This window comes from Xanthomonas sp. NCPPB 3569 (genome assembly GCF_041475645.2).
Taxonomy (GTDB): domain Bacteria; phylum Pseudomonadota; class Gammaproteobacteria; order Xanthomonadales; family Xanthomonadaceae; genus Xanthomonas; species Xanthomonas phaseoli.
In genome coordinates this window covers 1896545-1918052 of the sequence record NZ_CM192969.1, presented here as the reverse complement: position 1 = coordinate 1918052, position 21508 = coordinate 1896545, and the positions used below count along the sequence as shown (strand labels likewise).

The window sequence follows — 21508 nt, the reverse complement described above, 5'->3', positions numbered from 1 at the left end:
TGGGTGACAGCGACTCAGCGTTTGCTGAGGCGCTCCATGGCCAACCGGACGCTGTTGGACAAGCGGGAGATGGCGCGCGCCAGAGTACCGATTTCATCTTTGAGGTTGACCTCTGCGATGGTGTGGTTCCACTTGCCCAGGCTCAGTTCTTCGGCCACGGTGGTCAAGTGCTGGATCGGGCGCAACACGCGGCTCCAGATCAAGGCCCACTGCAGGCCGAGCAACAGGGCGCACACCAGCAGACCGATGCCGGCGATCCACAGCGACTGGCGCACGATCACGCCATTGACGTCGCTTTTGGGATAGGCCGAGACCAGGGTGAAGCCCCAATCGGGTACCTGTTCCTTGGTGACGACCCAATCATCCGGGGTGTCCTTGACGATACGCTCGATGGTGGCGGTATCGGTGGTGGCGCCAGTGGTGGACTGGAAGCGCAGCTTGTTCTTGCTGTCAAACACGGCAATGAAGCCGGAGTCGAGCACGCGACGGCTGCTGACCACGTTTTCCAGCGCTTGGGTGTCGGCCTTGTACCCGACGTACCAGGCACCGATCACGCGCTTGTCGTTGCCGGCAAAGATCGGCTCGTAGCCGGTGACGTACGGGTTGCCGAGAATATCGACCACGCCGTAGAAGCTTTCGCCGTTACGCAGCTTGGCAGCGGCCTGGCCGTTCGGATCGAGCACGGTGCCGATGGCGCGGCTGCCGTCGTCCTTCTTGACGTTGGTGGAGATACGCACGAAGTCGTCGCCGGTACGCGAGAACAGCGTGGCGGTACCTTCGTGGATGGCGGTGACATCATCGACCAAGGTGAAGGCATTTGCCTGCGAGCGCTGGCCCAGCAGCAGGTCGTTGGCGCTACGATCGGCCACGCGGACGTCGTTGCCGACGCTGGGCGCGCCTTCCTTGCTGGCTTCCTTGCGCAGCTGGCGCATGGAGGAATTGACGCGGTCCAGCATCATGGCGCGGGTGACCGCGAACAAGGTCTGCAAGGACACCGACTGGCGCTCGATCGCGTCGCCGGCTTCGAACTTGACCCGGTTCGCTTCGGTAATGGCCAGAATGACCGTCAGTGCCACCACCACAACCAGCACCAAGGCCAGCACCGGCAACAGCAGGCGCACCCGCAAAGAGTGACGAAGCATCGCAATTCCCCTGAACGCGTTTAATGATTAAGTCGAGTGCCGCCGCAGCGCAGTGCGGCGGTTGGACGTAGCCGTTATCGGCTGCCGAACCAGATGCTGAAGCGGCCCCCATGCCGCTTGGCGGTGCATACGATAGCGTAAGCCGATCGGTTTGAGCGCGCGGAGCTATCGCGCCCGTCGCCTCGCGTTCAAGAATGGTCGACCGTGTAGCAAAAGCCGCCCCTGGCTGGGCCCAGGATGGCCAAGCCGCCGCTCAGGTCTCCAGCGACAGGATCCCGCGCCGCAGCGCGACGGTGACCGCGTGGGTGCGATCGCGCACGCCGAGCTTGCCCAGGATGTTCTTCATATGTGCCTTGACCGTTTCCTCGGAGATGCTCAATGCACTGCCGATCTGCTTGTTGGAGCAGCCGGTGGCGACCAGGTTCAGCACTTCGGTCTCGCGGGCGGACAGCGCATCGTCGAGCACATGGGCGGCGATATTTTCGGCTACCGAGGCCGGCACATGTCGGCGCTGACCGCGGCGCACGTCGCGGATGGTGTCGACCAGCTCGCGGCGCAGCGCACTCTTGAGCAGGTAGCCGCAGGCACCTGCCTGCAGGGCGCGCACCGCGCGTACGTCGCCGGTATAGGTGGTCAGCACGATGACCTTGGCGGCGGAGTCGACCTGGCGGATGCGCTGGATGGCTTGGACACCGTCCACGCGCGGCATCTGCAGATCCATCAACACCACGTCCGGGCGCAGCCGGGTATAGCAGGCCACTGCCTGTTCGCCGTCTTCCGCTTCGCCGACCACGCGCATGTCGTGCTCGGCGGCGAGCATGGCGCTGAGCCCATCGCGCAGCAGCGGATGGTCGTCTACCACCAGCACCTCGGTTGGTCGGACCCTGTCAGCCATTGGAGCTCTCCGTGGATCGTGCGGTGTGAAATGGCCACCACCACCGCTTGGCGTGCAGGTAGGCGGCATGGGCGGGCAGGGTGATCTGGATTTCGGTGCCGCTGCCGGGACGCGACCACAGCTGCATCTTGGCGCCGATGCGCTGCGCGCGTTCCTGCATGCCGGTCAGGCCCCAGTGCCCGGTGCGGGCATGGCCGTGCAGTACATCCGGGTCCAGGCCGCGGCCATCGTCGCGGATGCGCAGCGTGAAGTCACGAGAACCGTAACGCAGTTCCAGCGCGATGCCGGCGGCATCGGCGTGCCGGTCGGCATTGGCGAGTGCTTCGCGCCCGAGCTGGAACAGCTCGTCGGCCACCAGGGGACGCAGGCGCACGGGCCGGCCTTCGACGGCAACCTGCAGCGCGGCCGTGGGCGGCGGCATGGTGGCGTTGCGCGCCCGTTGCAGGGCGGCGGCCAGGTCTTCGTGCAGGGACTGGCTGTCGCGCAGGCCGTTGACGCGATCGCGGCCTTCGGCAAGGGCGTTTTCGGCCAGATCCACCGCCTGTTCCAGCTCTAGCCGGCGCGGATCGTTCCAGGGGAGCGAGCGGCTGGCGGCATGCAGCCGCAGGATCAGCCCCTGGGTGCCCTGCAGCAGGGTGTCGTGCAGTTCGCGGGCGATGCGTTCGCGTTCGCGGTACCGCTCTTCCAGACGCGCGCGCAGGCGCCCGGCCACCTGCCGGGTACGCATGCGCCAGGCAATGCCCAGCGCCAGCAGCAACGCCAGCGCGCAGCAGGCCTTGAACTGCCAGGTCTGGATGAAGGCCGGTTCGATGACGAAGGCCAGGGTGTCGCCGCGCGCATTCCACAGGCCGTCGTTGTTGGCGGCCGCGATACGGAAGCGGTAACGCCCGGGCGCAAGGTTGGTATAGAAGGCCTCGTTGCGGTTGCCGGCGTCCTGCCAACGTGCATCCACCCCTTCCAGCCGGTAGCGGAACCGCACGCGCTCCGGGCGGGTGAGGCTGATCGCGTCGTAGCCGATGCGCAGACGGTCGGTCCACTTGGGCAGGTGCAGGCCGTCCTGACGCGGGTAAGGCCGGTCGTTGGCCACCACGTCGGTGATGAAGACCTTGGGCGCGGTGGGGTTGCGATAAGTTTGCTCGGGATCGAGCCAGGCCAGGCCCTGGTTGGTGGTGAACCAGAGCAGGCCATCGGCCGCGGCGATCGCGGTGGGCACCGGGGTCGCCTGCTGGGCGACGCCGGGCAGGCCATCCATGATGTCGTACAGGCGCAGCGAGGGGCTGACCACGCCGTTGCGCAGGCTGCGCAGCAGTGCCTGCCGGCCGATTTGGACGACGCCGCGATTGCCGTTCAACCAGAAGGTGTCGTGACGGTCGCGCACGATGCCGGTGATGCCTTGCAACACCGGATTGGCCTGATCGGCCACCTGCTGGAAGCGGCCATCGCTGCCGAGTACGGCCAGCCCGCTTTCGCCGGCCACCAGGGTGAGGGACGCGCTGTGCCAAATGGCGGTGATCGGGCCGACTGACAGGCCATGGTTGGCGCTGTAGTGCCGCACCTGCGCGCCACGCAGCACGCTGAGCTCGCCTGTGACGCTGCCCACCCACAGCGCGCCATCGGGCGCGGCCAGCAGGACCGAACAGGGGTGGTCCTGCAAGCTGGCAATCGGCTGCCAACGCAGGCCGTCCCAGCGCTGCGGGCCGCTGGCATCGGGACACGCCCAGGGCGCGTCCTGGGCATCGACGGCAAACGCGCGGATCGATCCGGTGCGCGCGTCCTGCGGCAAGGGCAGGGAGTGCGTGCGGCCTGCGTGCAGGCGCAGCAGGCGGTTGTCGCCGAGCAACCAGCCGTTGGCGTTGGACGGCACCTGCAGCACGCTGACAGGCGCGCCGCGTTGCAGGGCCTGGATGCCGGTGCGCGTCAATGCCAGCTGGCGCTCGTCGCGCAGGACCGCCAGCAACACCGGTGCGCTTGGCGTGGCGACGGTTGCGAAGACCGCCACCGCGGTGGTCTGGCCGGGCAGCAAGGCCGCCAGCGGGAGCAGGGCACGATGGCGGAAGCGGTTGAGCCCCAGATTGGTGCCGGCCCAGAGATTGCCTTCGTGGTCTTCCAACAGCGGGCCGGCCGTGGAGGAAGTCAGACCCTGCAGCGGGCCATAGCGTTCGAGCACCGGCGCCGGCGATGTGGGGTGGGCGACACGGAACACCCCGCCTGCGATGTAGTCGCTACCCCACAGCGCGCCGTCGCGCATGAAACCGATGCGGTGCGCGAACAAGCCGGGAAACTGCAGCTGGTTGCGTGCCACGGCAGGCAACACCGCACCGTGCGCATCGGTGAGCGCGAACACGCCGCGGTGCGGATCGGCAACCCAGATCGTGCCGTCCGGGTGCTCGGCCATGGTGGTGAAGTGCCCAATCTGCTGGCCACTGAATTCAAAGCGTCGTGCACCCGGTTGCAGCGACAGGATGCGGCTGCCATCGCTCACCCACAGGATGCCGCGGCGATCGCGCAGCAGCCACTGCGCGCTGGATTCCGGGTAGCCCCAGTCGGCACCGGCGCGATGCCAGCGCCGTCCGTCGAACCAGCACAGCCCGCCATCGATGGCGGCCCACAGGCGGCCGCTGCCATCGCGCTCGATGCGGAAGACCATCCCATCCGGCACATCCTTGCCGGGGACGAAATGGGTGAGATGGCCGTCGGCCAGGCGATCGATGCCGGCATTGAAATAGCCGATCCACGCGCCGTCGTCGGTGGTCAGCGACAGCGCGGTCATGTTGTGCGACGCATAGGCTTCGCCCTCCGGCGCTGCCTGCCGGGTGAAGTGTTCGCCGTCGAACTTGAACAGCCCAAAGCCAGTCGCCAGCCACAGCGCGCCGCCATCGGCTTGCTGGATGTCCCAGATGTCGGCCGGCGCACCGCGCTCGATGCCCCAAGCCGTGTGGTGGAACTGCAGCAGCCCGTCGCGGGTCGCGGCGATGCCGGCTGCGCAGGCGGGGCGGCAGAGCAGGAGCAGCCAGCACAGCGCCACGACCGTTGCCGCGCGCAAGCGCGATGCGGACAGCGAATGGATGACGGACTCATGCGGCATCGCATCATTGTCGGGCGGGATCGGGGGAAGCACCAACACCTCTTTCGGGGGAGGGACGTACGGGGCGAATTCGTTTAGCGACCGACGCACGCCGCACGCGTGATGCGGGAACTGTAGGGCAGCGCGTCACGCCTCATGCTGCAGCACGACCGCGCCGCGTTGCGGTTGCGTTTGCTTCCCGCCTGCTTCGACGCGCGGTTTCATGTTGATCGCGAGACTGAAAAGCTGCGCTGCCTGATCCGCGCGGTGTCGGCGATGCGTCTGCGTTCTCTCGCTCGCATTGGCACTGCATCGGCGCATGACGCCGCGCTCTATCGAACGCGCATCGCATCCAGGCGGCTGCCTGCGGCGAAGACGAGCAAGCGCTCCCCCGAAAGAGGGAACGATTCGCCTCACCATCAGGGGTTGGGCAGCGCGGCTGTTCCCGTCACCATGCGCTCATTCCCCCCGGAGACGCCCCATGGCACCTCTGCTTGCTGTTGCCTGCCCCGATATGCATGCTGCAGGGCGCATGCAAACGCAGGCGCCGCGTGTGCGCGCCGTTGCGCGCGCAATGCAGTACATCGATACGCATCTGTACGAACCTGTCAGCGTGGCGCATCTTGCGCAAGCGGCCTGCATGAGCCGTTTCCATTTCGCCCGCGTGTTTCGCGATGCGGTCGGGGCCAGTCCAATGGAATACCTGCGTCTTCGTCGGCTCGAACGTGCCCAGGCGATGTTGCGCGAAGGCGGCCACACCATCAGCCAGATCGCGACCGATCTGTGCTTCTTCGATCAAAGCCACTTCGTTCGCAGTTTCCGCAATGCCACCGGGTGCACGCCGGCGCGTTTCGCCGCGCAGATGGCAATGCAAGCATGCGGCGCTGCACACATGCCCCCATCGCAGCGGCGCGGCGGTGAACCGGTTTCACTTTCCATGGAGCAACCCGCATGACCACTGCAACTGCCGTGCCCGGCGCATCCTTGCTATCGCCTGGCGATCACACCCTGATTCTGATCGACCATCAATCGCAGATGGCGTTCGCCACGCACACCATCGACATTTCGGCGCTGCGCAACAACGTGTCCTTGATTGCAAAGGGTGCCAAAGGGTTCAAGGTGCCGGTGATCCTGACCACCGTCGCAGAAAAATCGTTTTCCGGCCCGTTGTTCCCCGAGTTGCCGGACATCTTTCCGGGTGAGCCGGTATTCGATCGCACCAGCATGAACGCCTGGGAAGACCAGGGCGTGATCGATCGCGTCAACGCACTCGGCAAGCAGCGTCTGGTGATCGCCGGCCTATGGACCAGCGTGTGCATCGTGGGTCCGACACTGTCGGCGATCGAACAAGGGTTCCAGGTGTACGTCATCACCGATGCTTGCGGCGATGTGAGCGACGAGGCACACGAACGTGCCGTCACGCGCATGGTGCAGGCCGGCGCTGCGCCCATGACCAGTGTGCAGTACCTGCTGGAATTGCAGCGCGACTGGGCACGTAGCGACACCTATGCGCTGACCACCGGCATTGCACGCGCGCATGCCGGCGGCTACGGCATCGGCATCCAGTACGCCAAAAGCATGTTCGGCGCGCAGGAAGGCGGGCATTGAACCGATCGGCACCACGTGGCAGCGCCGGACTTTCGTCAGCGTTGCTGATGCTGCGCATCGCTGGTGGCGGCTTCCTGCTGCCGCACGGGCTTGGGAAGTTGCTGGGCTGGTTCGGTGGACCGGGCTTGACCGGGTTTGCCGCTGAGTTGCAGCAGTTCGGCCTTCCATCCGCTGCACCGTTGCCGCTGCTGCTGGCCCTGGTACAGAGCCTGTCCGGGCTGGCGGTCTTGCTCGGGGTGTGGACGCGTGCCAGCGCCGCACTGGCAGCGCTGTTCATCGCAACCACCGTGCTGGTGGCCGTGCCCAAGGGATGGTTCTGGATGCACGGCGGTATGGAATATCCGCTGATGTGGATGGTGGTGTTGCTGGCAGTCGCTGCAGCCGGTGGGGGCGAATGGTCGCTGGATCGTCTGCGCAGGCCTGCGGCATGAGTCGCACACCGGGCGATCACGATGCCGGTCGACGCTGGTGGATGCAGGGCGCCGCAGCCGGTCTTGCGTTGGGTGCATTGCCGGCTGCCTCGTCTGCGCCAGGAAAGTCTCCAATGGTCGATCTCGTCGTTCGCAATGCGCGCATCACCACGCTCGATCCGCGCCAGCCCACTGCCACGGCCATCGCCGTTGCCGATGGACGCATCGTGGCAGTCGGCGACGATGCAAAGATCATGGCCTTGGCGCGGGGCGTGCGCGCCATCGATGCGCAGGGGCGGCGTCTGCTGCCCGGCCTCAACGACAGCCACACCCATCTGATCCGGGGTGGCCTGAACTACAACCTGGAGCTGCGCTGGGATGGCGTGCGCTCGCTGGCCGATGCGATGGCGATGCTGAAGGCGCAGGTCGATCGCACGCCAGCGCCGCAGTGGGTGCGCGTGGTGGGCGGCTTCACTGCATATCAGTTCGCTGAAAAACGCCTGCCCACGCTCGAGGAGATCAACGCCATCGCGCCGGACACGCCGGTGTTTCTGTTGCATCTGTACGACCGTGCCTTGCTCAATCGTGCTGCGCTGCGAGCCTGCGGCTACGACAAGACCACGCCGGATCCGCTGGGCGGGCGCATCGAGCGCGACAAGTTGGGCAACCCCACGGGTCTGCTGCTGGCCAAGCCCAACGCGTTGATCCTGTACGCGAGCCTGGCCAAAGGCCCGCGTCTTCCGCTGGAATACCAGGCCAACTCCACGCGCCATTTCATGCGCGAGCTCAACCGGCTCGGGATTACCTCGGTGATCGATGCCGGTGGTGGTTTCCAGAACTATCCGGAGGATTACCAGGTCATCGAACAGCTGCACGCAGCCGGCCAACTGAGCGTGCGCATTGCCTACAACCTGTTCACCCAGAACAAGGGCAAGGAGGTCGAGGACTTCCGCGGCTGGACCGAATTACTGCCGGTGCGCAAGGGCGATGACCTGCTGCGTCACAACGGCGCCGGCGAGATGCTGGTGTTTTCCGCTGCAGACTTCGAACAATTCAGCGAGCCGCGCCCGGAGCTGCCGGCGGAGCTGGAACCCGAGCTGGAGCAAGTGGTGCGGCTGCTGGTGGAAAAACGCTGGCCGTTCCGTATCCATGCGACATACGACGAAAGCATCGCGCGCATTCTCGATGTCTATGAAAAGGTCAACGCCGACATCCCGTTCGATGGCCTGCACTGGTTCATCGACCATGCCGAAACGATTACCCCGCGCAATATCGAGCGCATCCGCGCCTTGAACGGCGGCATCGCCGTGCAACATCGCATGGCCTACCAGGGCGAGGCGTTCGTGCAGCGCTACGGCGTGCAGGCTGCAAGGCAGACGCCGCCAGTGCGACGCATGCTCGCGGCGGGAATTCCGGTCGGCGCAGGCACCGATGCCACGCGCGTGGCCAGCTACAACCCCTGGGTGGCGCTGTCGTGGCTGGTCACCGGCCGCACGGTGGGCGGTCTGGCCCTGTACGGCGACGAGAATCTGCTCGATCGCGAACAGGCGTTGCGCTTGTGGACACAGGGCAGCGCCTGGTTTTCCGGCGACGAGACCCGCAAGGGTACCTTGGCGGTGGGGCAGTTGGCCGACTTCATCGTGTTGTCTGACGATTACTTCCGCATCGACGATGCGGCCATCGCCGACATCACCAGCGTGCTGACCGTGCTGGGCGGGCGTGTCGTGCATGGCGATGGCGACTTTGCCGCGCTCGCCCCCACGTTGCCGCCTGCCATGCCGGACTGGTCGCCGGTGAATCGGTTCGGCGGCTACCAGGTTGGAGGCGGGGTAAGCGGGCTGTCCGCTGCAACGCACACGCATGCGCACGGCCACGCGTGTCGCGCCCACGGCGCGCACGCGCATGCGGGGCAACACGCCGTCCCCAGCGATGATCTGCGTAGCTTCTGGGGCGCTTTGGGATGCGCGTGCTTCGCGTTCTGATGGCGTTATCGGCAGCACATCTGCGTGCCTGCACGTTGCGCGCGGCACACCTTCGCCTTGTCTGTTTCATCCCATTGCCTGGAGCCTTGCCGCGATGACTGTTTCTGCCGCACCTGCCGAAGGTGGTGCCTGGGCGCCGCTGCGTGAGCCGGTCTTTCGCGCCTTGTGGCTGGCGATCCTGGGCAGCAATATCGGGACCTGGATCAACGATGTCGCCGCTTCCTGGGTGATGGCCGAACAGACCGGCTCGCCGTTGATGGTGGCAGCGGTGCAGTCGGCGACCGCCTTGCCGGTGGTGCTATTGGCACTGGTCGCCGGCACGCTGGCCGACATCGTCGACCGTCGTCGCTACTTGCTGTTGACCCAGGCCTGGATGCTGCTGGTGGCCGGTCTGCTCGCATTACTGGCGCATCTGCAGTTGCTGACGCCTTGGGTCTTGGTGGCGCTCACCTTTGCAATGGGCGTAGGCGCAGCAATGGCGATGCCGGCTCAGGCGGCGATCGTGTCGGAACTGGTGCCGCGCCCGATGCTGGCTTCGGCGGTGGCGCTCAATTCGATCGGCATGAACATCGCCCGATCGATCGGCCCGGCCGTGGGTGGGCTGATCGTGGCCCAGTTCGGCCCGCCGTGGGCCTTTCTGCTCAACGGGCTGACCTTCGGCATGATGCTGTGCGTGCTGTGGCGATGGCGCCGCGATGTGCATGCCTCGGCGCTGCCGCCGGAGAGCTTTGGCGCAGGCCTGCGCGCAGGGTTGCGCTACGCCGCGCGCGCCGGTCGCCTGCAGGCGGTGCTGATCAAGGCCGCCGGGTTTTTCGTGTTCGCCAGCGCGTTGACCGCGCTGCTGCCGTTGGTGGTCCGCCGCGACATGCAGCTGGGCGCCGGCAGCTACGGCATTTTGCTGGGCTGTATCGGCATGGGCGCGATCAGCGGCGCCTTGTTGTTGCCGCGCCTGCGTGCGCGCTACGACCGCGATCTGCTGGTGTTCGTCGCCACCCTGGTGTGCGCCGCATCGCTGCTGGGCTTGGCGTTGTCGCGGCTGCTTGGCGTGTTGTGCGTGGTGATGGTGGTGAACGGTCTGGCCTGGATCACGGTGCTGTCGTCGTTGCAGATCGCCGCACAGACCGCCGTCCCTGCGTGGGTGCGTGCGCGTGCATTGTCGTTGTACATCGTGGTGTTTTCCGCAGGCATGGCCAGCGGCTCGCTGGTATGGGGCGCGTTGGCGCAACGCACGTCGATTGCCACGGCGCTGCAGATCGCCGCGGCCGGTGCAGTGATCGCCGCGCTATTGGTCAAACGCGCGCGGATTGCCGGGACCGAACAGCTGGACCTCGCCCCCGGCGGACATTGGCCTGCACCTGCGCAAGCCGATCGCCTCGAGCATGACCGCGGCCCGGTGCTGGTCACGGTGGAATACCGTATCGCTGCCGAGGCACGCGTGATGTTCCTGCAGTTGATGGCGCAACTGGGCAACGCGCGCCGTCGCGACGGCGCCGTGGTCTGGGGCATTGCCGAAGACGCTGCAACGCCAGGTGTGCAACTGGAATACTTCCTCGTCGCCTCATGGCTGGAACATCTGCGGCAGCACGAACGCGTCACCGGCGACGACCGTCAGTTACAGGAGCAGATCCGCGCCCTGCATCACGGCGAGCGCGCACCGGTGGTGCGCCACTTCGTCGGTGGCGGCGGTGCGGCGCTGCCGCCGCACGCGCACTCGGATATCTGATGCCCATGAATTGGAAGTTCATCAGCGGTGTCGCGCTGGGCGTGGCAATCGGCTTCGGCTGCCGTGTGGCCGGCATTCCATCGCCTGCACCCACGGCCTTCGTCGGCGCGTTGCTGGTGCTGGCAATGACGTGCGGCTATGCACTAGCCGACCGCTTCCTGGCGCGGCATGCCGCAAGGAATCTGAGGCATTGCGGCGGACCCAGCGGCCGCGTTGGCCGGCAGGGCGACGCATGAGCCTGGCAGTGCTCGGGGTACTGCTCGCATTGGCTATCGGCATCGGTTGCCGGTTGCTCGATTTGCCGTTGCCCGCTCCGCCACGTCTGACCGGTGCATTGCTCGTCGTGGCGATGAGCGGCGGATTCCTGCTGGCCGACCGGTTGCTGCGCTGAAGCGGCAAGGTGTCGGTAGCACGCGACGTGTCCTGAAAGCGGCGAGCGCGTGATGCCCTTACATCTCGACTGAGTCTGGGAAGCGCAGCGAACAGCGACGACATTCACCATCAGGCGAACGTCGCCGGTGTGCGAATCGGGATCTGTCACTGCCAATGTGCGGCTCCGAGCGCATCGATACCGCATGACAACAATCTATCCGGGTGCGTGAGCTGTTCTTGCACGATCACTAGCGCAAGATCAAAAAGGCCGGCTCTCTCGAGCCGGCCCTTCGCTGATCCATTCACCTCGATCAGGCTTTTGCGAACGCCAACAGATCCTTGTTGAACTGGTCCGTGTGGGTAAAGGTCAGACCGTGCGGCGCGCCGGCGTAGATCTTCAGTTCGGCATTCTTGATGATCTTTGCCGACATCTTGCCGGACGCATCGATCGGCACGATCTGATCGTCGTCGCCGTGTACCACCAACGCCGGCACATCGATCTTCTTCAGGTCGGGCGTGTAATCGACTTCGGAAAATTCCCTGATGCAGTCGTACTGACCCTTGTGCCCACCCAACATGCCCTGCAGCCAGAACGCATCGCGCATGCCCTGGGTGACCTTGTTGCCATCGCGGTTGGCGCCAAAGAAAGGCGTGGTCAGGTCCTGATAAAACTGCGAACGATCCTTGGCCACACCGTCGCGAATGCCGTCAAAGACGCTCATCGGCAGGCCGCCCGGGTTGGTCGGGCTCTTGACCATCTGCGGCGGCACGGCGCCTACCAGCACCACCTTGGCCACGCGCTTGCTGCCATGGCGGCCAACGTAATGCGCCACTTCGCCACCGCCGGTGGAATGGCCTACCAGGATCGCGTCCTTCAGATCCAGCGCCTCGATCACCGCAGCCAGATCGTCGGCATAGGTATCCATATCGTTGCCGTCCCAGGTCTGCGACGAACGGCCGTGGCTGCGGCGGTCATGCGCAATCACGCGGAAACCGTGCTGGCCCATGAACAACATCTGCGCATCCCAGGCATCAGCGCTGAGCGGCCAGCCGTGCGAAAACACGACCGGTTGGCCCTTGCCCCAGTCCTTGTAAAAAATGTTGGCGCCGTCGGGACGTTTGACGAAATTGGACATCTGCTTGACTCCGTGAGTGGAAGGGTGGGGCGACGAGGTGGATGGCATGCGCGTGGCTGCGGCAGCGCTGGCGAGATGTGGCAGCGATAACGCTGCCACGGCTGCCGTGCCGGAAATGAGAAAGTGGCGGCGCCCGGCATCGGCCGGATGCGCCTCGAACGGATCCATAAGAACTCCTGCAGGCGAGGGCATGCAGCCCGGCAGTCGCATGTGCGTGTTGGCGCGTCATGTATGGCATGCCCACGCAGCGCAAGGCCACTGCAGGCAACGGACAAACCGGTGCATGCGCCAAGTAGAGCGCGTGCGGCGCGAGGCAGATTGCACGCGCGTGCGCACTGCGCGAACTGGCGCAGAATGTAATCGATTCGAGCGATGCGCAGGCCGTAATGGAAGAAGCGCCAACAGGCGCGCAGCGCTTGCAGCGGCCTCGAGCGCGTCTGGCGCCGCATTGCGCTCTTCGATGTCACCCATCACCTGTCTGGCGCGGTGTGTTTGCTGCGTGCGGGACTTTCGACGGCATGGATGCCGCCATCGAGCCTGCATGGATGTCCTTGCGGCGTGTCCCGCGCGCGGCGAGCGCACCGCGCCCTGGGCTCAGTCGAGTCTGCTGAAGAGACCTCGCCCCCCCACCAGTGCAGGACAGACTTTGTAAGCTCTCAAGCATCATCCACAGCGCTAATGCGCGTTGAAGGCAGGAAAGCGCGGCATCGTCCTGCAGCTGTGCTGGCGATACGAAGCAATTGATCGCGCACAGGCGCAACGCCCGGGCCGATGCCGCATTTCAATGCAGCGCGGTATCCCACAGCAGCTTCAGATTGAGGCAGACGATCACCGCCGCAATCCCCCACGCGATGCGTACCAGCCATGCTGGCGCTACCAGCGCGCCCATCAACTGCCGGTCGGATACGAAGCGCACCAGCGGAATCACCGCGAACGGCAGCTGCATCGACAACACCACCTGGCTGAGCACCAGCAACCGCGCCGTACCAGCCTCGCCGTACAACCAGGTCACGATGACCACCGGCACGATGGCGATGCCGCGGGTGAGCAAGCGTCGTATCCACGGCGGCAGGCGTAATTGCAGGAACCCTTCCATCACGATCTGCCCGGCCAGCGTTGCGGTCACGGTGGAGTTGATGCCGGAGGCGAGCAGCGCCACCGCAAACAGTGTCGAGGCCAGGCCAACGCCCAGCATCGGCGCCAGCAACGCATGCGCCTGTTCGATCTCCTGTACGTCGGTGCGGCCCTGCGCATGGAACACCGCCGCGGCCAGGATCAGGATCGAGGCATTGATGAACAACGCGAACATCAACGCCACCGTGCTGTCGGTGACCGCCCAACGCAGCGCCGATTTCCGGCCGATATCGGTCCGTGGATACGCGCGCGTCTGCACGATCGACGAGTGCAGATACAGGTTGTGCGGCATCACCGTCGCCCCGATGATGCCGATCGCCAGATACAGCGCCTTCGGGTCGGTGACCACCTGCGCACGCGGGATGAAACCGCCCAGTACCGCCGCGATCGGCGGTGCGGCCAGCGCGATCTGGATGCCGAAACACAAGAAGATGATCAACAGCAGCGCGATCACGAACGCTTCCAGCGCCCGGAAACCACGGTTCATCAGCAACAACACCAGCACCACATCCACCGCGGTGATGATCGCGCCCACGGTGAGCGGAATCCCGAACAAGAGCTTCAACGCAATCGCGGTACCGATGACCTCGGCCAGATCGCACGCGATGATGGCCAGCTCGCAGATGCCCCACAGCGCCAGATTGACGCGACGCGGATAACGCACGCGACAGGCCTGCGCCAGGTCCAGCCCGGTCGCGATGCCCAGCCGCGCCGACAAGCCCTGCAGCACGATCGCCATCAGGTTCGACAACAGGATCACCGACAGCAGCAGATAGCCGAACTGAGAGCCGCCGGCCAGATCGGTGGCCCAGTTGCCCGGGTCCATATAGCCCACCGACACCATGTAGCCCGGTCCCAGGAAGGCCAGCAGGCGGAACCACCAATGGCCGCCCTTGGGCACGGCGACGCTGGCCTGGTGGTCGCCCAGACCGCCGGTGGCGGTGGCTGACGATGGCGCTGAGGCGGCGGTGTCGGCGGACATGCAGGTGGGTAGAGACGGGTTACACGCATGATATAGCAGTTGCTATGCTGTTGAGCATTGGCAATTTCAATCGTATTGATCTGCTGCGTGCTTCAAACTATGCGCCCCGGCATCGACGCCGGCGACGATGACGAGGAAGAGGGTGGGCAAGAGCGAAAAGGTGGAAGCGGCCGCGCCGGTCCTGATCGATGCGCAGGTGCATATGGAGAGCTTCCGTCAGGTGCGCGAAGCGCGCCGCGCCGAGCTGGTCGAAGACTATGTGGAGCTGATCTCCGATCTGCTGGTGGACGGCGGCGAGGCACGTCAGGTCGATATTGCTGCGCGACTGGGCGTGGCGCAGCCCACCGTGGCCAAGATGCTCAAGCGGCTGGTGCGCGATGGGTGGGTCGTGCAGCGTCCCTACCGCGGGGTGTTCCTGACCCCTGCCGGCGAGGCGCTGGCCGCCTCCAGCCGGCAGCGCCACCAGATCGTGGAGCGCTTTTTGCTTGCGCTTGGCATCGACGAGGCCACCGCGCGCCGCGACGCGGAGGGCATCGAACACCATGTCAGCGAAGCCACGGTTGCCGCGTTCGCCGCGTTCCTGGACCGCCAGGGCGGTTCGGCCACGTGAGCGTGCCCACCGATGCGCCGACCCACACGCCGCACGCGGCGATCGACGTGCACTGGATGCAGCACGCCTTGCAATTGGCAGAGCGTGCCGAGCGCGACTATGACGAAATCCCGGTCGGCGCGCTGCTGGTCGATGCGCAAGGCAACGTGCTTGGCGAAGGCTGGAATTTCAATATCGCCAGCCACGATCCCAGCGCGCATGCCGAAATCGTGGCAATGCGACAAGCCGGGCGCCGCCTGGCCAATCACCGCCTGATCGGCTGCACGCTGTACGTCACCCTGGAGCCGTGCGCGATGTGCGCGATGGCGATGATTCATGCGCGGATCGCGCGCGTGGTGTTCGCCGCCAGCGATCCCAAGACCGGTGCCTGCGGCAGCGTCTTCGACCTGCTGGCCGACCCGCGCCACAATCATCGCGTGCAGGTGTGCGGTGGCGTACTTGCAGCCGAGGCGAGCTTGCGCCTGACCAATTACTTCAGGGCCAAGCGCGGCAAGCCGCCACTTGCGCCCTGAGCGACGTGGCCGCGGTATGATGCGCGCCCTCTTCAGCATCCGGCCGGCGACGGCCTCCACAGGACGGCGATATGGCAGAGAACCTTGCAGGCAACGACCGACTGATCTGGATCGATCTGGAAATGACCGGCCTGGATACCGATCGCGATTCCATCATCGAGATCGCCACCATCGTGACCGATGCGCAGTTGAACGTGCTTGCCGAGGGGCCGGAATTGGCCATTGCGCATCCGCTGGAAACCCTGGAAGCGATGGACGAGTGGAACCGCAATCAGCACCGCCGTTCGGGTCTGTGGCAGCGCGTGCTCGACAGCCAGGTGACCCACGCGCAGGCTGAAGCGCAGACCGTGGCATTCCTGAGCGAGTGGATCCGTGCCGGCGCCTCGCCGATGTGCGGCAACTCGATCTGCCAGGATCGCCGCTTCCTGCACCGACAGATGTCGCGCCTGGAGCGCTATTTCCATTACCGCAACCTGGACGTGTCCACCATCAAGGAGCTCGCGCGACGTTGGGCGCCGACGGTCGCCAACGGGTTCGCCAAGAGTTCGGCGCATACCGCCCTGAGCGATGTGCGCGATTCGATCGACGAGTTGCGCCACTATCGTCAGTTCATGGGCGCGCTCGGTGGCGATTCCCAGGCCGACGTGCCGGCCTGAGCGCTGGCCATGGCGTCGTTGCATGCTGTGGGCGTGTCGGAGGTGTCCCATCCCAATGGCACGCCTGCGTACGTCGCTTAATTTCTCAGCCGACCGCGCGGGTTACAAACCACTCGGTGGCGACGCGTCCAACAAAAGCATCCAATAAAAAGCATCAACAAAAAGGCCGCATCGTTCGATGCGGCCTTTTGCTTTCCATCACGCCACTGTGTACGTCAGCGCGCCAACGAAGGTCCCTTGCCCAGGTCGCCATCGTCGGCGATGCCTTTCAGTAACAGGTCGGAGATCGGCTTGCCATCGGCATCGTGGTGATACACGTGCAGGTCGCGCTGCGGATAGGGGATGTTGAGTCCGTTTTCCAGCAACTCGTTGCGGATCTGCTCCAGCGTGGTGCTCTTGGCTGCGCCGAAGTTGCCGTTGGTCGCATATGCGAACAGCATCAGGTCGACCGTACTCTCGCCCAGGTTGGTCACCTGCACGAATGGTGCAGGCGACTCCAGGATGTTCGGGTTGTCCTTGGCGATCTGCAGCAACAGTTGCTGCGCATTCTTCAGATCGTCTTCGTAGCCCACGCCGACCGTCACTTCCAGGCGGCGGTTGGGCAGGGTGCTGTAGTTGACGATGGGGGCGGTGGTAATCGTGCTGTTCGGCAGGGTGATCATGCGTTCGTCGAACGAACGGATCCGGGTCTGGAAGATCCGGATCTCGTCGACGATGCCTTCCTGCCCGGCGATCAACACGTGGTCGCCATCGCGCATCGGCCGCAGCACGATGAGCATCACGCCGGCAGCAATGTTGGACAGCGAATCCTTCAGTGCAAGGCCAACCGCCAGACCTGCCGCGCCGAGCACTGCGATCAGCGAGGTCGGTGGCACTCCGATCTGACTCAATGCGCTGACGAAGACCAACACCAGCAACAACGCGTACATCACGTTGCGCAGGAAGTTGGTCAGCGTGATCTCGACGCGCGCGCGGGTGAGCGCGCGGTGCAGCCATTGACTGAGTTGCCGGGCCAGCCACATGCCGACCACGACGATCAGCAATGCCACTCCCCAGTTGACCGCGTACTGCGCCCACGGAATGGCGGCCCAATTGAATGCCGGCTCGCTGGTGGTGGCCGGCTTCGCAGCTGCCGCTCCCGCTGCAGCAACCGGCTTTGCAGCAGCCGCTCCTGCAGCTGCTGCCCACATCGCACCCATCAGTCCCATCAGCCCTCGCTCTTGAGCTTGGCCAGACGCAGCCAGGTGTCGACCACGGTGTCCGGATTCAGCGACACCGATTCGATTCCTTCCTGCATCAGCCACTCGGCCAGTTCCGGGTGGTCGGACGGCCCCTGGCCGCAGATACCCACGTACTTGCCCTTGGCGCGCGCCGACTTGATCGCCAACGACAGCAGCTTCTTGACCGCCAGGTTCCGCTCATCGAACAGGTGCGCGACGATCGACGAATCGCGGTCCAGGCCCAGGGTGAGCTGGGTCAGGTCGTTGGAGCCGATCGAGAAGCCGTCGAAGATCTCCAGGAACTCGTCGGCCAGCAGCGCGTTGGAGGGCAGCTCGCACATCATGATGATCTTCAAACCGTTCTCGCCCTGCTTGAGCCCGTTCTGCTCCAGCACTTCGATCACCTTGCGGCCTTCCTCCAGCGTGCGCACGAACGGGATCATCACCCAGAGGTTGTCCAGGCCCATCTCGTTGCGCACCTTCAGCACCGCCTTGCACTCCAGCGCGAAGGCCTTGGTGAAGGACGGGGCGACGTAGCGGCTGGCGCCACGGAAGCCGATCATCGGGTTCTCTTCATGCGGCTCGTAGCGCGAACCGCCGATCAGGTTGGCGTACTCGTTGGACTTGAAGTCCGACAAGCGCACGATCACCGTATTCGGCGCCACCGAGGCGGTCAGCGTGGCGATGCCTTCGGCCAGGCGGTTGACGTAGAAGCTGACCGGGTCGCCATAGCCGGCGATCTTGGCGTCGATCTTCTTGCGGACATCGGCATCCTGCTTGTCGTATTCCAGCAGGGCGTTGGGATGCACGCCGATATGCGAGGCGATGATCATCTCCAGCCGTGCCAGGCCGATGCCGGCGTTGGGCAGCTGACCGAAGTCGAACGCACGCTCCGGGTTGGCGACGTTCATCATGATCTTCAGCGGGGCAGGCGGCATGTTGCCCAGATCGGTCGTGGTGCGCTCGAACGCCAGCTTGCCTTCGTAGATGAAGCCGGTGTCGCCCTCGGCGCAGCTGACGGTGACTTCCTGGCCGTCCTTGATCACGGCGGTCGCATTGCCCGAGCCGACCACGGCCGGCACGCCCAGCTCGCGCGCGATGATCGCTGCATGGCAAGTGCGCCCGCCGCGGTTGGTGACGATGGCCGAGGCGCGCTTCATCACCGGCTCCCAATCGGGGTCGGTCATGTCGGCGATCAACACATCGCCAGCCTGGACACGATTCATGTCGTCCAGCGAGCGCACCACGCGTGCCACACCGCTACCGATCTTGGCGCCGACGGCGCGGCCTTCGGCCAGGATCTTGGCGCCCTTGGCCTCCAGCGCAAACCGCTCGATCTGGGTCGCGTGGCTACGCGACTTCACAGTTTCCGGACGCGCCTGCACGATGAACAGCTTGCCGCTGACACCGTCCTTGGCCCACTCGATGTCCATCGGGCGGCCGTAATGCTTTTCGATCACAAGCGCCTGCTTGGACAGCTCCTGCACGTCTTCGTCGCTGATCGAGAAGGTGCTGCGCAGTTCCGCCGGGGTATCTTCGGTGCGCACGCGCTCGCCGGGCACATCCGAATACACCATGCGGGTGGCTTTGCTGCCGAGCGAGCGGCGCAGGATTGCCGGCTTGCCCGCAGTGAGCGTGGGCTTGTAGACGTAAAACTCGTCCGGATTGACCGCGCCCTGCACGACCATCTCGCCCAGGCCGAAGCTGGAGGTGACGAACACCACGTCGCGGAAGCCGGATTCGGTGTCCAGCGTAAACAACACGCCTGCCGCGCCGACGCCCGATCGCACCATCAGCTGCACGCCGGCCGACAGGAACACGTCTTCATGCTTGAAGCCGTGATGCACGCGGTAGGCAATCGCACGATCGTTATAGAGGCTGGCGAACACTTCCTTGACCTTGTGCACCACATCGTCGGCGCCAGTCACATTGAGGAAGGTCTCCTGCTGGCCTGCGAAGGAGGCGTCCGGCAGGTCTTCGGCGGTTGCCGAGGAGCGCACGGCCACGGCAACGTCGCCGCCGCCGTTTTCGGCGCACAACTGCGCGTAGGCGGTGCGGATGTCGCGGTCCAGTTCCGGCTGCAGCGGGGCGTCGATTACCCAGCCGCGGATTTCCTTGCCGGCCAGCGTGAGTGCGTTGACGTCTTCGACATCCAGCGTTGCCAGCTTGTCGAAGATGCGCTTGGACAGATCGTTGTGCGCGATGAAGTCCTTGAAAGCCTCGGCAGTGGTCGCATATCCACCGGGAACCGAGACGCCCAACCCAGCCAGGTTGCCGATCATCTCGCCAAGCGAGGAATTTTTACCGCCTACGCGGGCCAGGTCGGCCAGGCGTAGCTCATGCAACCACAGGATATTCTCGTTCAAGCGCGATGCTCCGTAAGGCCATCGCCCGAGCGGGCTGAATGGCCGCGACCGTAGGAAGAAGCCGCTATGATGCAGTGCACAGCGGAGCCTGCACAAGCATGAATCCGTAAGTTTTGGACACCAGTTCAAAGAGGTGGTCTTGATGTCAACAATTCGGCCGGTGTTTTACGTCTCCGATGGAACCGGTATCACCGCTGAAACGATTGGGCATAGCCTGCTCACGCAGTTCAGCGGTTTCAACTTCGTCACCGACCGCATGTCGTTCATTGACGATGCAGATAAAGCGCGCGATGCCGCCATGCGGGTGCGTGCTGCAGGCGAGCGGTACCAGGTGCGCCCGGTCGTGGTCAATTCGTGCGTCGATCCACAATTGAGCATGATCCTGGCTGAAAGTGGCGCGCTGATGCTGGATGTATTCGCGCCCTTCATCGAGCCGCTGGAGCGCGAGCTCAATGCGCCGCGTCATTCGCGTGTGGGCCGCGCGCACGGCATGGTCGACTTCGAAACCTATCACCGCCGCATCAACGCGATGAACTTCGCGCTCAGTCACGACGATGGCATTGCGCTCAATTACGACGAGGCCGATGTGATCCTGGTGGCGGTGTCGCGCGCCGGCAAGACACCGACCTGCATCTATCTGGCCTTGCATTACGGCATTCGCGCCGCCAACTATCCGCTCACCGAGGAAGATCTGGAAAACGAGCAGTTGCCCCCGCGGTTGCGTAATTACCGCAGCAAGTTGTTCGGTTTGACCATTGACCCTGAGCGGTTGCAGCAAATTCGTCAGGAGCGGCGCGCCAATTCTCGCTACAGCGCGGCAGAGACCTGCCGGCGCGAAGTCGCGATCGCCGAGCGCATGTTCCAGATGGAGCGCATTCCCTCGCTCAGCACCACCAATACCTCGATCGAAGAAATCTCCAGCAAGGTGTTGTCCACCCTGGGCCTGCAGCGCGAGATGTTCTGAGCGGAGATCGGGATCGGATCTTCAGGATCGGTAGCCGTTACTCACGTTTCGGCCGCCGTGCCCATCGGTCGAAAGAGCAACCGGCAGTGGTTGGCGGCTGGGGGTACGAAACGGGTGGGGCAGTGCTCCGCCAAGGTAGGCCTGCCGTTGGGCCCTCGTCAATGCTGCCCGTGCGGCAGCGCAGCGTGTAGGATCGGTCCATGGCGCAAGCACTGAGCAAACTCGAACGCATTCCCAAACTGAGCCGCTTCGGCTGGCTGATGGGCTTGTATGCAGAAAACTTCCAACATCTGACCCGGTTGTTCGCCCCAGCCGATCTGGCGCCGGGCTCGTACGTGTCCTCGATCGGCGATGGCCTGAACCTGCGGCTGGACGTGATCGAATGCCACCGCTACACGGTGGAGCTGCGCCTGACCTACGACCTGTGCGACCCGGTCACCGGCGAGCCGGACCCGTCGGCGTATGTGCGGCTGTACCGCGACGCGCGCCAGGCCGAGACCACGCATTGCTATGTGGGTCGGCGCTGGCAGGATGTGATGGGCATGTTCCCGCCGCCGGCCGAGCTGATCAGCCACCGCATGCGCATGAATACATTCCTTGGCAAGTGGCTGGAGTACCTGGCCGAACGCGGCCACGGTGTTGCGACCCTGCGGCTGGATACCGATCACGTGGCACCGCCGCGCCCGAACCCGCAGGCCGCGGTCGGCTGAGCCGGCGTTACCGCCGCGTACG

At 65.0% G+C, this 21508-nt stretch carries 19 protein-coding genes; 12 read left to right on the top strand and 7 right to left on the bottom strand.

Features of this window, described 5'->3' with window-relative positions; all coding sequences use genetic code 11:
• Positions 1-14 precede the first annotated feature (14 nt).
• The 3 genes from ACCQ03_RS08200 to ACCQ03_RS08190 form a co-directional block, all read right to left on the bottom strand.
• A complete protein-coding gene (locus ACCQ03_RS08200; protein ID WP_039574963.1) occupies positions 15-1142 on the bottom strand; it encodes a Cache 3/Cache 2 fusion domain-containing protein in 1128 nt (375 codons plus the stop codon).
• Positions 1143-1395: 253 nt separating this feature from the next.
• The gene (locus ACCQ03_RS08195; RefSeq protein WP_057678425.1) at positions 1396-2037 is read right to left on the bottom strand and encodes a response regulator; all 642 of its coding nucleotides are present in this window, start codon (positions 2035-2037) and stop codon (positions 1396-1398) included.
• A complete protein-coding gene (locus tag ACCQ03_RS08190; RefSeq protein ID WP_209227782.1) occupies positions 2030-5122 on the bottom strand; it encodes a sensor histidine kinase in 3093 nt (1030 codons plus the stop codon). Before ACCQ03_RS08190 ends, ACCQ03_RS08195 begins: the two co-directional genes overlap by 8 nt.
• Positions 5123-5615: 493 nt before the next feature.
• Here ACCQ03_RS08190 and ACCQ03_RS08185 point away from each other — a divergent pair, with 493 nt between their 5' ends.
• From ACCQ03_RS08185 to ACCQ03_RS08155, 7 genes are all read left to right on the top strand, one after another.
• Positions 5616-6056 carry a helix-turn-helix transcriptional regulator gene (locus tag ACCQ03_RS08185; RefSeq protein WP_081022979.1) on the top strand — a complete coding sequence of 147 codons (441 nt, stop codon included), beginning with the start codon at positions 5616-5618 and terminating at the stop codon, positions 6054-6056.
• A complete protein-coding gene (locus ACCQ03_RS08180; protein WP_057678423.1) occupies positions 6053-6709 on the top strand; it encodes a hydrolase in 657 nt (218 codons plus the stop codon). Before ACCQ03_RS08185 ends, ACCQ03_RS08180 begins: the two co-directional genes overlap by 4 nt.
• Positions 6706-7140 (top strand): DoxX family protein, encoded by a 435-nt coding sequence (locus ACCQ03_RS08175; protein WP_057678422.1) that lies wholly within the window; start codon positions 6706-6708, stop codon positions 7138-7140. The genes ACCQ03_RS08180 and ACCQ03_RS08175 overlap by 4 nt, the downstream gene beginning before the upstream one ends.
• 113 nt (positions 7141-7253) lie before the next feature.
• A complete protein-coding gene (locus tag ACCQ03_RS08170; protein ID WP_209227784.1) occupies positions 7254-9101 on the top strand; it encodes an amidohydrolase in 1848 nt (615 codons plus the stop codon).
• Positions 9102-9195: 94 nt separating this feature from the next.
• On the top strand, positions 9196-10824 hold the full coding sequence (locus tag ACCQ03_RS08165; RefSeq protein WP_209227785.1) for an MFS transporter: 1629 nt from the start codon (positions 9196-9198) through the stop codon (positions 10822-10824).
• A gap of 5 nt (positions 10825-10829) precedes the next feature.
• Positions 10830-11060 (top strand): DUF1427 family protein, encoded by a 231-nt coding sequence (locus ACCQ03_RS08160; RefSeq protein WP_017157567.1) that lies wholly within the window; start codon positions 10830-10832, stop codon positions 11058-11060.
• Positions 11057-11215 carry a XapX domain-containing protein gene (locus tag ACCQ03_RS08155; RefSeq protein WP_057680082.1) on the top strand — a complete coding sequence of 53 codons (159 nt, stop codon included), beginning with the start codon at positions 11057-11059 and terminating at the stop codon, positions 11213-11215. Before ACCQ03_RS08160 ends, ACCQ03_RS08155 begins: the two co-directional genes overlap by 4 nt.
• Positions 11216-11507: 292 nt before the next feature.
• Here ACCQ03_RS08155 and ACCQ03_RS08150 read toward each other — a convergent pair whose 3' ends face one another.
• On the bottom strand, positions 11508-12332 hold the full coding sequence (locus ACCQ03_RS08150; RefSeq protein WP_057680089.1) for an alpha/beta fold hydrolase: 825 nt from the start codon (positions 12330-12332) through the stop codon (positions 11508-11510).
• A 781-nt stretch (positions 12333-13113) separates the two neighbouring features.
• Positions 13114-14448, bottom strand: coding sequence for an Nramp family divalent metal transporter (locus ACCQ03_RS08145; protein WP_150146106.1), 1335 nt, complete (start codon positions 14446-14448; stop codon positions 13114-13116).
• Positions 14449-14590: 142 nt separating this feature from the next.
• Here ACCQ03_RS08145 and mntR point away from each other — a divergent pair, with 142 nt between their 5' ends.
• The 3 genes from mntR to orn all read left to right on the top strand — a co-directional run bounded on the left by mntR (position 14591) and on the right by orn (position 16226).
• Positions 14591-15058, top strand: a complete 468-nt coding sequence (mntR, locus tag ACCQ03_RS08140) for a manganese-binding transcriptional regulator MntR (RefSeq protein WP_003482839.1) — start codon at positions 14591-14593, stop codon at positions 15056-15058.
• The gene (gene tadA / locus ACCQ03_RS08135; RefSeq protein WP_017157562.1) at positions 15055-15570 is read left to right on the top strand and encodes a tRNA adenosine(34) deaminase TadA; all 516 of its coding nucleotides are present in this window, start codon (positions 15055-15057) and stop codon (positions 15568-15570) included. Before mntR ends, tadA begins: the two co-directional genes overlap by 4 nt.
• A gap of 71 nt (positions 15571-15641) precedes the next feature.
• Positions 15642-16226: an oligoribonuclease gene (orn, locus tag ACCQ03_RS08130; protein ID WP_057680084.1), complete on the top strand. Its 585-nt coding sequence runs from the start codon at positions 15642-15644 to the stop codon at positions 16224-16226.
• A 215-nt stretch (positions 16227-16441) separates the two neighbouring features.
• Here orn and ACCQ03_RS08125 read toward each other — a convergent pair whose 3' ends face one another.
• Together ACCQ03_RS08125 and ppsA are read right to left on the bottom strand one after the other, a co-directional pair.
• Complete coding sequence (locus ACCQ03_RS08125) at positions 16442-17434, bottom strand: mechanosensitive ion channel family protein (protein WP_209227786.1); 993 nt, start codon at positions 17432-17434, stop codon at positions 16442-16444.
• Complete coding sequence (gene ppsA, locus ACCQ03_RS08120; protein WP_209227787.1) at positions 17434-19812, bottom strand: phosphoenolpyruvate synthase; 2379 nt, start codon at positions 19810-19812, stop codon at positions 17434-17436. The genes ACCQ03_RS08125 and ppsA overlap by 1 nt, the downstream gene beginning before the upstream one ends.
• 142 nt (positions 19813-19954) lie before the next feature.
• Between ppsA and ppsR the strand changes: the two genes are divergently transcribed.
• The gene (gene ppsR, locus ACCQ03_RS08115; protein ID WP_017168777.1) at positions 19955-20776 is read left to right on the top strand and encodes a posphoenolpyruvate synthetase regulatory kinase/phosphorylase PpsR; all 822 of its coding nucleotides are present in this window, start codon (positions 19955-19957) and stop codon (positions 20774-20776) included.
• Between the two features lie 200 nt (positions 20777-20976).
• Entirely contained in the window at positions 20977-21486 is a 510-nt protein-coding gene (locus tag ACCQ03_RS08110) for a DUF1249 domain-containing protein (protein WP_008573198.1), read from the top strand.
• Positions 21487-21508: the final 22 nt, after the last annotated feature.

What these genes read in the sequence shown, in the direction of transcription:
- ACCQ03_RS08185 (WP_081022979.1), top strand. Translation starts at nt 5,616, where the DNA reads ATGCATGCTGCAGGGCGCATGCAAACGCAGGCGCCGCGTGTGCGCGCC.
- ACCQ03_RS08195 (WP_057678425.1), bottom strand. Translation starts at nt 2,037, where the DNA reads ATGGCTGACAGGGTCCGACCAACCGAGGTGCTGGTGGTAGACGACCAT.
- ACCQ03_RS08200 (WP_039574963.1), bottom strand. Translation starts at nt 1,142, where the DNA reads ATGCTTCGTCACTCTTTGCGGGTGCGCCTGCTGTTGCCGGTGCTGGCC.
- ACCQ03_RS08160 (WP_017157567.1), top strand. Translation starts at nt 10,830, where the DNA reads ATGAATTGGAAGTTCATCAGCGGTGTCGCGCTGGGCGTGGCAATCGGC.
- ACCQ03_RS08165 (WP_209227785.1), top strand. Translation starts at nt 9,196, where the DNA reads ATGACTGTTTCTGCCGCACCTGCCGAAGGTGGTGCCTGGGCGCCGCTG.
- ACCQ03_RS08155 (WP_057680082.1), top strand. Translation starts at nt 11,057, where the DNA reads ATGAGCCTGGCAGTGCTCGGGGTACTGCTCGCATTGGCTATCGGCATC.
- ppsR (WP_017168777.1), top strand. Translation starts at nt 19,955, where the DNA reads ATGTCAACAATTCGGCCGGTGTTTTACGTCTCCGATGGAACCGGTATC.
- ACCQ03_RS08110 (WP_008573198.1), top strand. Translation starts at nt 20,977, where the DNA reads ATGGCGCAAGCACTGAGCAAACTCGAACGCATTCCCAAACTGAGCCGC.
- ACCQ03_RS08145 (WP_150146106.1), bottom strand. Translation starts at nt 14,448, where the DNA reads ATGTCCGCCGACACCGCCGCCTCAGCGCCATCGTCAGCCACCGCCACC.
- ACCQ03_RS08190 (WP_209227782.1), bottom strand. Translation starts at nt 5,122, where the DNA reads ATGCCGCATGAGTCCGTCATCCATTCGCTGTCCGCATCGCGCTTGCGC.
- ACCQ03_RS08125 (WP_209227786.1), bottom strand. Translation starts at nt 17,434, where the DNA reads ATGGGACTGATGGGTGCGATGTGGGCAGCAGCTGCAGGAGCGGCTGCT.
- ACCQ03_RS08170 (WP_209227784.1), top strand. Translation starts at nt 7,254, where the DNA reads ATGGTCGATCTCGTCGTTCGCAATGCGCGCATCACCACGCTCGATCCG.
- ACCQ03_RS08180 (WP_057678423.1), top strand. Translation starts at nt 6,053, where the DNA reads ATGACCACTGCAACTGCCGTGCCCGGCGCATCCTTGCTATCGCCTGGC.
- orn (WP_057680084.1), top strand. Translation starts at nt 15,642, where the DNA reads ATGGCAGAGAACCTTGCAGGCAACGACCGACTGATCTGGATCGATCTG.
- ACCQ03_RS08150 (WP_057680089.1), bottom strand. Translation starts at nt 12,332, where the DNA reads ATGTCCAATTTCGTCAAACGTCCCGACGGCGCCAACATTTTTTACAAG.